7 protein-coding genes and 1 pseudogene are annotated in these 9,336 nt (G+C 37.4%); 6 read left to right on the forward strand and 2 right to left on the reverse strand.

Features of this window, described 5'->3' with window-relative positions; all coding sequences use genetic code 11:
* Nucleotides 1-343: pseudogene (locus AC5YCE_RS15145) on the forward strand (ISNCY family transposase); the annotation flags it as partial.
* Between the two features lie 478 nt (nucleotides 344-821).
* Here the strand turns inward: AC5YCE_RS15145 and AC5YCE_RS15150 are convergent.
* Nucleotides 822-1,580: a hypothetical protein gene (locus AC5YCE_RS15150; RefSeq protein WP_496152856.1), complete on the reverse strand. Its 759-nt coding sequence runs from the start codon at nucleotides 1,578-1,580 to the stop codon at nucleotides 822-824.
* A gap of 300 nt (nucleotides 1,581-1,880) precedes the next feature.
* On the opposite strand from AC5YCE_RS15150, the gene AC5YCE_RS15155 reads away from it, so the two are divergent.
* The 4 genes from AC5YCE_RS15155 (at nucleotide 1,881) to AC5YCE_RS15170 (ending at nucleotide 5,701) form a co-directional block, all read left to right on the forward strand.
* Nucleotides 1,881-3,050 carry a MobA/MobL family protein gene (locus tag AC5YCE_RS15155; protein WP_496152855.1) on the forward strand — a complete coding sequence of 390 codons (1,170 nt, stop codon included), beginning with the start codon at nucleotides 1,881-1,883 and terminating at the stop codon, nucleotides 3,048-3,050.
* A 557-nt stretch (nucleotides 3,051-3,607) separates the two neighbouring features.
* On the forward strand, nucleotides 3,608-4,543 hold the full coding sequence (repM, locus tag AC5YCE_RS15160) for a replication initiation protein RepM (protein WP_496152854.1): 936 nt from the start codon (nucleotides 3,608-3,610) through the stop codon (nucleotides 4,541-4,543).
* An 84-nt stretch (nucleotides 4,544-4,627) separates the two neighbouring features.
* Entirely contained in the window at nucleotides 4,628-5,155 is a 528-nt protein-coding gene (locus AC5YCE_RS15165; protein ID WP_496152857.1) for a plasmid replication DNA-binding protein, read from the forward strand.
* A 318-nt stretch (nucleotides 5,156-5,473) separates the two neighbouring features.
* Nucleotides 5,474-5,701, forward strand: coding sequence for a hypothetical protein (locus AC5YCE_RS15170; protein WP_496126898.1), 228 nt, complete (start codon nucleotides 5,474-5,476; stop codon nucleotides 5,699-5,701).
* A 384-nt stretch (nucleotides 5,702-6,085) separates the two neighbouring features.
* Here AC5YCE_RS15170 and AC5YCE_RS15175 read toward each other — a convergent pair whose 3' ends face one another.
* Nucleotides 6,086-7,609 carry a TerC family protein gene (locus AC5YCE_RS15175; RefSeq protein ID WP_496152853.1) on the reverse strand — a complete coding sequence of 508 codons (1,524 nt, stop codon included), beginning with the start codon at nucleotides 7,607-7,609 and terminating at the stop codon, nucleotides 6,086-6,088.
* A 352-nt stretch (nucleotides 7,610-7,961) separates the two neighbouring features.
* On the opposite strand from AC5YCE_RS15175, the gene AC5YCE_RS15180 reads away from it, so the two are divergent.
* Nucleotides 7,962-9,287, forward strand: a complete 1,326-nt coding sequence (locus tag AC5YCE_RS15180) for an ISNCY family transposase (RefSeq protein ID WP_496172362.1) — start codon at nucleotides 7,962-7,964, stop codon at nucleotides 9,285-9,287.
* Nucleotides 9,288-9,336: the final 49 nt, after the last annotated feature.

Raw genomic sequence — 9,336 nt, forward strand, 5'->3', positions numbered from 1 at the left:
CTATGACAAATGTATTTATATGCTTGAACCGACTGAATTAAACCAGAAATTAGTTGGGCAATATATTTCATTTCTAGAGTATCCGGATGGGACTGTGGCCCTCATGCATCAAGGACGAAAGCTCAACTACAGCATCTTCAATAAATTGGCTGGGCTACAGCAAAATGAGATTGTTGAAAATAAACGTTTAGGTTCAGTTCTAGCGCATATTCAACAGCAGCATGAAGCATTGGAAAAACAGAATAAACGTTCAAGAACAAACAAAAGTATGCCAAGTCGTAAAGCTCAGAAAGCCGGTATTGAACAAAGAAAGTTGAATCCTGTGCTTGACTCTTGTCGTTAAAAACAGGACATTTTAAATGGTTTATCGCATAGACATTTTAATTGGTGAATACCAATTTTGGGCTGACGGAGCCACGCATCGGTCGTCCACGGCAGTAGGTAATTGTGCTTTCCTACATAGGCTGAGATTACGATTCACACACCGCATCGACACGTTCTCAAACCGAACAGATCACTTTTCTCTGTGAGGGTTTCCCCAACATACAACTTAAAGCTTTTCTGAACTACTCATCACGTTGTTGCTTTGTCGATATTCCCTAGTAACAACTTAATCCGTGGTGCGCTAGCGTCGCTTAATCCTTCCACCCACACCATCAGAACCCACAAAATATGTAGATTGAGCAAATCCTAGCAAAATTTTAAAAATCAGATTTCGTTTGGTTGGGTTTCAGCATATTTAGCTCATAAATAAAAATATTTAAGAACTGAAGTTGAACATCTGGAACGTTTGATGACCTTTTCAGAGCGAATGAATAGAACTATTTTTTATCTATTTTTTTTTGTTTTAATATTTCATATTCAAATAACTTTTGACCGTCGTAACTGTAGGAAGCCAAACCGTCTATAACTTTAATAAATAATTCAATGTCCTCAAAATATGTAGATTCTTTTGTAGAAATGGCACTATAAATTTTTGTTTTAGAAACTTTTTTCCAAAAGTTCGCATTATTTACAATACTATTTGTGACCTTACTCCTATCTTCTGGCATTTCTTTATTTAGTTTCTTAAAGGCTGCTAACACTGCCCCGCCTAGCTCAAATTTAAGTTGATTCTCTGCTTTGCGTTTTTTACCTGCATCCTTTTTTTGGATCTGACTCAAATAAAGCTCAAGATCCTTCAATTTCAGTTGTTGAGCCTTGAAACGGTAATAGCGCGTACACATCGTTTTTAGAATATTACGTTCAGCTAGATCTAAATTTCCCTTTTGATCATCCTGGTACAGATCTACGATTTTTTGTTCATATTCAGTTTTAAGAGGCAGATTGTTCAACTCTTCAAATAACAATGTGATCTTTAGATGTTCGCGATAGGGTTTTAAAGCCTCTTTCACTAAAATCTGCTGTGCTTCAGACAACAACTCAAAATTAAAGTCTTCGGCTTGTAATACATCAATGACCTGGTTTTGTAATTCGGTCCGAGGATCTTTCTCTAGTAAAAATTCCACAAAGCAATGTAACTCTGCAACTTTAAGTAATTGAGCAGGTCTACCACGTTTTTTTGTTTTTTCGAGAGTCATCATCTACCGCCAAATTTCAGAGCTGCAACCTATGTAAATATGGTTTTACCATATTTACATAGGGCAGTCTGAAAATAATTATTTAAATTAAAAATAAATTTTCTTGAAAAGAAAATTTATTTTTAATTTAAATAATTCGCACTTGACAGTTTCTACCTATTGGAGAAACTAGTACGCAAGGGAGCATATCTCCCTTGACCCTCTTTTACCGGTTTTTCAGCCATTGAGGCATTCAAAATCCGGACACTTTTTATTTCGTTTCACTGCATAAAAATCGGTATCAACCCAACAGAGGTACGTATGGCCAGCTACCATTTCAGCGTCAAAAGTAAAAACAAAGGCTATGCCTTAGGCCATTACCTCTACATTTCCAGACTCATGCAATACGAAGGTATCCGAAAAACCAGTAATGAGACCATAGAACACATTGAAGCTGGCCATTGTATGCCTGCCTTCGTGAAAGATCCGATCGCATTTTGGCAAGCAGCAGACACTTATGAGCGTGCCAATGCCAAAGCATATATGGAATACGAAATTGCCCTACCAAATGAATTCACGCCAGAACAGCGTAAAATGCTCATAGAGACGTTTTTAGAAAAACATGTAGCTAACCGCAACTATCCGCATTCATACGCCATACACAACGTAAAATCGCGCATCAGTGGCGAAGATCAGCCCCACTGTCACCTAATGTTCTCATTGAAAGCCGATGACGGTATTGAACGAACAGCCGAACAGTATTTCAAACGCTATAACGCAAAAGACCCATCAAAAGGCGGTGCAAAGAAGATCCAACTCCAAGAAAATCACGAAGACTATTCCGCTTTCCTAATCTATATCCGCAAACAATGGGAAAACCATCTCAATGATGCCCTGGCCAAATACTGCCCCACTATCACCTACCATCTGGATGGCCAAGACATCACCATCAAGAATCAAGTTTCAGCAGACAGCTATGAAAAATACAATGAGATCCACAGTACCTTGTACCTTCCAGAACCGAAACTCGGTGTTGGCAAACAAAATGCGACCCCTGAATACCTAGCAGAGATCCAAAAGATCAGAGAACACAACCAGCAAGAACGAGAACTAGAAGAACGGCAAAAATACTTAGATCAACAACATGAATATTTTTATAGTGCTGAAAACAACCCATTTTCATCATTGGAAGTGATGTATTACCTGAATTACTTAATCAAGAATGCAAAAAATAAGGACAAACTAAAAAATGATTTGAATGAAATTATCAAAAACCAAGGCCCTATACTCAAACAAGAGGCTTGGTCCATCTATGAAATGAATGAAAAACTAGAAGACTCAAGACGTAACAGTACCCCATGTTTTGAGTTTGAAGTGCATTCCCAGCCAAAGTATTCATTACCCATGCAGAATAAGCCCCCTCAACCGGTTCAACCCAAACAGCCAAAGCCAAAATCTGATGATTATGATTATGGTGGTCCTGGTTTTTAAAATTATCTGGCTTTATTCAGGCCTTACAGAGCGAGTGTCTACGAGCGAACAGACCCAATTAAAATTTTCGCCATGCTTTTTCTCTGATTACAAGCTCCCCTTTGTGGCTGAGATATAGATACAGAGCATCCCGAAGGGTGCGAACAGATTTAATTTGCTTCTAGGTCGAGCGAAGCGAGCATAAAAAAACTTATGAGCGAAGCGAATTCCGAGTTGCTTTTGCTTTTTTGAAGTAATAACGAGATTAACCAAAAAAATTGCCCCTTCGAACTGAGCGTAAGCGAAGTTCAATAGAGTTTGAGCGTAGCGAAAACATAGGGCAATTTTTTTAACTCTTTTTAATTAAATTTAATATTTTTAAATCTTTTATGGTTACTTAATATAATGATATTTATATAATTATTTAACTATATGACACCATTTACTTACCAATATGACACCGTTTACTTACCAATATGACACCGTTTACTTACCAATATGACACCGTTTACTTACCATTTGACACCATATATTTTTTATGGTGTATTAACACCAATAATAATTAACGGTGCTTTATTTTGAAAAGAGAATTTGTAGTAAAAGATAATGTACTTATAAATGCTAGTTATTCATTAAGTCTAGTTGAGCAACGATTGATGATACTTGCAATTATTGTTGCAAGAAAAAGTGGCGACTTAAGTTGGGATATTGATCATTGGTACGGTAAACCAGTTCAAATTCCAGCTGAAAGTTATGAAATAACTTTCAATGTTACTAGGCAGGCCTCTTATCTTGCACTAAAAGAAGCTGCTAAAAATCTTTTTGAAAGACGTTTCAGTTATCAAGAAGAACGAGTAAAAGGTATTGCCCAAAAAACTAGCCGATGGGTTTCTGATATTGCTTATATTGATTCGACAGCAACAGTTGAAATCACATTTTCACCTGTCGTTTTACCGCTAATTACTAATTTAGAGAAACATTTTACGAGTTACGAGATAGAGCAAGTCAGTAATTTAAATAGCCCATATGCAGTTCGCCTATATGAATTAATAATTTCTTGGCGTAGTACAAAAAAGACCCCAATTATTGATTTACAGGATTTTCGAAATCGTATTGGCGTGTTGGAAAACGAGTATCAGCGTATGGAATTATTTAAAAGACGGGTTTTAGAACCAGCTATCAGTCAAATTAACACTCATACAGATATTATTGCCCAGTATGAGCAGCATAAACGTGGGCGTTCAATTATTGGATTTTCATTTACCTTTAAACAAAAAGTCGTTAACACTGATAGAAAAACTCCGACTACTCTGAGTCTGTTCTCAAAAATGACAGATGCACAACGTCACCTTTTTGCAAATAAGCTTTCTGAGCTTCCAGACATGAATAAATATTCTCAAGGTACAGAAAGCTATGCACAATTTGCAGTTCGAATTGCTGAAATGTTACAAGACAAAGAGAAATTTGAAGAACTTTTACCATATCTTAGAAAGGTAGGATTTAGCACAAAATAAATTTCATGTTCAGGTAGGATGTTCAGATGAACATCCGTGTACATGCACTGAGGGACTACATTGAACACAACAAAATTTAGCGTTATGGACGCAAGTAAAGCCTTTAAAAAATCACGTACAACAATATATGAGGCTTTAAAAAATGGTGAATTATCAAGAGATCATGATGGACTTATAGACTTATCTGAACTTATCAGAGTTTATGGCAATCCTGTCGGTGTTCAGTCCAGTACACGCACTGAACAAGTTCAGAAGGATGTACCTGTACACGTCCAATCTGAGGTTGAAACTGTTCTAAAAGATCAAATCACCTTACTTAAAAATCAGTTGGATTTAGCAAATCAAAGAGAAAAGTCTTTGATGCAACATATCGAAGATCTTACTCATAGAATTGAGTTTAAAGGTGTCCTAGAGCCATCTAAACAAGAAGATCAAAACCAGTCTGCAATGGATACTACAATCAATACAAATCAGACTGTTCGACAGAATAGCTCTGAGGTATTAGCTAATCCAGAGCAGACAGAAAATAAGCGGATTCCCGTGCCGGAACAGGTTGAACCGGAGCAGCCGAAAAGAGGGTGGTTAAGCCGGTTTTTCTTGCCAAATGGCTAAAGGAATTATTCAACTGAGCTAATCAAAAGCGTGAAACATTGATCAAAGAATAGCCGTGGAACGTGAATAATCATGAAAAAGCCGTTCCAGTGCGCTGAACCCTGGAACGGCTTGGTATAAGTTAATGATTTAGAAGGGATAAATCAAAGCATTTCGTATAAGGTGTATTATGTTAATTTTAGGAAATCTTAACTTTACATAGATAAAACTAATATATTATTTTTCTTATAATTTCATAAATATCAATTGTCTAATAAAGCTTTAAATCCTATTGCTAAGTCTGTATTGTTCTATCAGAAAGATACTATAGAGCGTAATATGCATAATTTTTCAGTAACAGATTTAGATCAACTCATCGAAAATACGTTAAAAGAAAACAAAGATACCAGTAAGGTATTGATTGGATATAAGTTATTTCACGATCTCATGAATGATCCTAAATTTTATGAAGAGGTCACTAATTCAGCTCTTAGTTCAACTAAAAGAAAATATAAAAATCTGAAAATTAAGATTACGACTGATGAGTATCAGCTTAACTTTGATTAAGATATTGATACTTAAGTTAAAATTTCTAAATTAAGTATTGTAGAATTTTTTACTTATCTACTTTTTTATTGTTTTAAAATACGATAAAGTGATATTTCATTTCCTGATTAAGCCCCATATGCGCCCCCGAATACGTAAGTTTTTACATTCTCTTTATTCATCACCAAATTCGAAAGTCCTCGAATTAAAATATAACTTAAGCGGTTATAGTGATTTGGACTTACTCAAAAAAAATAAGAAATCTAACTGTCAAAACATTAGAGCAGCTATTACAAGTATTCTATATGAGCGTGGCTATACTCCAGCCGAAATTTCTTTATTAACGAACGAATAGCTTGAATCAAAAAGCCCCCATAATTTTATGAGGGCTTTTTCAATTGCTCATTACCTTAAAGTAATCATAACAGTCTTGATATGATTGGCTTCTAGTTCGATTACTTCAAAGTGTGCACCTTGATAATCTAGCGTTGATCCAACCTCTACCACACCATTAGATTTATCCAGAATCAGCCCTGCAACACTAATATAGCCTGCATCGTACTCTACCAGATCTAATCCTGATACGAGTTCAAGCTGATAAAGATCTAACATGCCGGATGCTTTCCATGTGTGGTCATCTAGCTTCACCAAATCTAGTTGTTCGTCTGCATCAGGAAATTCACCTGCAATTGCTTCAAATACATCAAGCGGTGAAATTAAGCCTTGTACATTACCAAATTCATCATTGACTAAAACCAATGAACCTTTAGACGTTCGTAAAGTATTAATCGCATCAATCACTTTCATGTTTTCAAAAATGAAAATTGGACGATGACGTTTAATTAGTGCCTTCAGCTGTTCCTGATCATCCAGTACTTCTAATATTTCTTTAGCACGAACGACACTTAAGACTTTATCCAAACTACCTCGACAAACGGGAAATAGGCTGTGTGGGACAGATAGTACCTGTTCACGGATTTTTTCAGGTGTCTCGTTTACATTGATCCAGGAGATTTGACTTCGTGGAGTCATGATAGAAGCAACCGATCTTTCAGCTAGGGTAAGTACCCCTCCAATCATATAGCGTTCTTCATCCGCAAATGCTTCTTGGGCTTCAGCATGACGAGGACTATCTGAGACCGTTTCCATTTTTCCACCCATCAATCTTAAAATTGAGTCGGCAGTACGATGACGTAATGGGATTTTTGATTCATGCTTTGTTGCGTTGCGTTGGCTAAACTGGTTAAAAGCTTCAATCACAATTGCAACACCGATACCCGAATAGATGTAACCTTTTGGAATATGGAAGCCAAAGCCTTCTGCTATTAAGCTAATACCAATTAAGAGCAAGAAACTTAAGCAGAGGATAATTACAGTAGGGTGACGGTTTACAAAACTGGTGAGGGGTTTAGATGCAACCAACATGACAACCATAGCTACAATCATAGCCACCATCATCACATAAATATTATCTACCATCCCAATCGCGGTAATAACCGAGTCTAATGAGAACACGGCATCTAACACTACGATCTGAGCTACAACTGCTGTAAAACTTGCATATACAACATTGGTTGTAACATGTACTTCTGTCTTACCTTCCATTCGCTCATGCAATTCACTGACTGCTTTATAAAGCAGGAATAAACCACCAAATAAGAGAATCAGATCTCGACCAGAGAAGGTCCAGTCAAAGACTGTAATCAATGGTCTGGTCAAAGTGACTAACCAAGCAATTGCAAACAATAAGCCCAAACGCATTAACAATGCTAAGGATAGACCTATGATACGAGCTTTATCACGCTGCTCAGGAGGAAGTTTATCTGCCAAAATGGCAATAAAGACTAGGTTATCGATACCTAAAACAATTTCTAAAACAATCAGGGTGAGTAAGCCTACCCAAATTCCAGGATCTAACAAGAATTCCATTAGACCATCTCCTCTAAAAATCTAAGAGAAGTTTTGCTTTTTTTAAAGTTTGTACCCGGCGAAGGATCCATCTAAGTTTAACCTTTTTAATATACCTAAATTGATTATGCATAATCTTAAAGTTCAGGGTTTAGCTTTTTTATGATTTTTTTGCAAAATTTATCTCTTTAAAAATGTTAATTTAATTCTAATTTTTAAACTGTTACATCTCCATTTAACATAATGGGCATTATGCGAACTCCAATTGTAAGCCCAAAATAGAAATGTCCGGTTTCTCCAAAGTAAAAATGTCCGCTTTTAGAATATGCATTTTTGCAATTTCCTTAGCGGACGGTTTGATATGTTGGTGTCTATGTCGGATAAAGAACTTAAACGATTGTCGGTCTTGCAGGAAATCTGTGATCAACGCATAACTCAATCCCAGGCTGCTCAGCTACTTCATATCTCAGAACGTCAGATCAGACGCTTACTGCAGAAATACAAAGCTCAAGGTCCCGCTGCATTAGCCCATGCCGGTCGTGGCCAAATCAGCAATTCCAAACTTCCTGAAGAACTCAGACTTAAGTGCCTCAATATTGTTTCAGATCAACTTTATGGTTTCGGACCCACTTTAGCGCATGAAAAGCTCACCACCGTGCATGGATTCGATCTTTCAGTAGAAACCCTGCGTTCCTGGATGATTGCAGCCGATTTATGGATTCCTCGCTGCAAGCGCCTGAAACGCCCATATCAGCCTCGTTATAACCGAGATTGTTATGGTGAATTGATCCAAATTGATGGCTCACACCATGATTGGTTTGAAGGTCGAGCACCTAAATGCTGTCTGCTAGTATTCATCGATGATGCCACAGGAAAATTGCAGCATTTACGCTTCTGTGCGTCAGAGTCAGCCTTTGACTATATGATTTCGACACGTTTATATATCGAACAGCATGGTAAGCCATTGGCATTTTACAGTGACAAACATTCAGTTTTTAGGGTGAATCAAAGCAGCAAGAAAGACACCAAGATTACCCAGTTTGGACGTGTTCTGAGCACTCTCAATATCGATATCATTTTCGCTAACTCCCCTCAAGCCAAAGGCCGTGTAGAACGCGCCAATAGAACGCTTCAGGACCGTCTGATCAAAGAGATGCGTCTGGAAGGCATCAGTTCGATTGCAGATGCCAATAAGTGGCTGCCGTGCTTTATTGAGCAATTTAATCGTAAATTTGCCAAGATGGCCTTTAATCCCAAGGATCTGCACCGGACTATCACTGAAACAGCCGAAGAATTAGATGATGTTTTTACCTGGCGTGAACCCCGCAGGGTCACCAACAGCTTGACGATTACTTATGATAAATGCGTATATATCTTGGAAAACAGCGAAGAAAATCAAAGATTGATCGGTAAGTATCTTGAGTTCCTGGAATACCCGGATGGTACTGTAGCCCTCATGCATGATGGTCGAAAGATCAATTACAGCCTCTTCGATAAATTAAGTCAGCTGAATCAGCGAGAGATTGTTGAGAATAAACGTTTGGGTTCTGTGCTGGCACATATTCAACAACAGCATGAACAACTGGAACAACAAAACAAACGCAATCGTTCACAAAAGATGCCACGTAGACGAGCACAGAAAACAGCAGTTCAACAACGAAATCTGAATCCTGTGCTTGACTTGGAAATGTCCATATAGGACATTTCTATTTGGTTATTAGGTAGGACATTTCTACTTGGGAATAACA

This window comes from Acinetobacter sp. CY79 (genome assembly GCF_059515845.1).

Excerpts from the sequence above, each read along its gene's own strand:
- AC5YCE_RS15155 (WP_496152855.1), top strand. The coding sequence starts at position 1,881 with ATGGCCAGCTACCATTTCAGCGTCAAAAGTAAAAACAAAGGCTATGCC.
- AC5YCE_RS15165 (WP_496152857.1), top strand. The coding sequence starts at position 4,628 with ATGGACGCAAGTAAAGCCTTTAAAAAATCACGTACAACAATATATGAG.
- AC5YCE_RS15180 (WP_496172362.1), top strand. The coding sequence starts at position 7,962 with ATGTCGGATAAAGAACTTAAACGATTGTCGGTCTTGCAGGAAATCTGT.
- AC5YCE_RS15170 (WP_496126898.1), top strand. The coding sequence starts at position 5,474 with ATGCATAATTTTTCAGTAACAGATTTAGATCAACTCATCGAAAATACG.
- AC5YCE_RS15175 (WP_496152853.1), bottom strand. The coding sequence starts at position 7,609 with ATGGAATTCTTGTTAGATCCTGGAATTTGGGTAGGCTTACTCACCCTG.
- AC5YCE_RS15150 (WP_496152856.1), bottom strand. The coding sequence starts at position 1,580 with ATGACTCTCGAAAAAACAAAAAAACGTGGTAGACCTGCTCAATTACTT.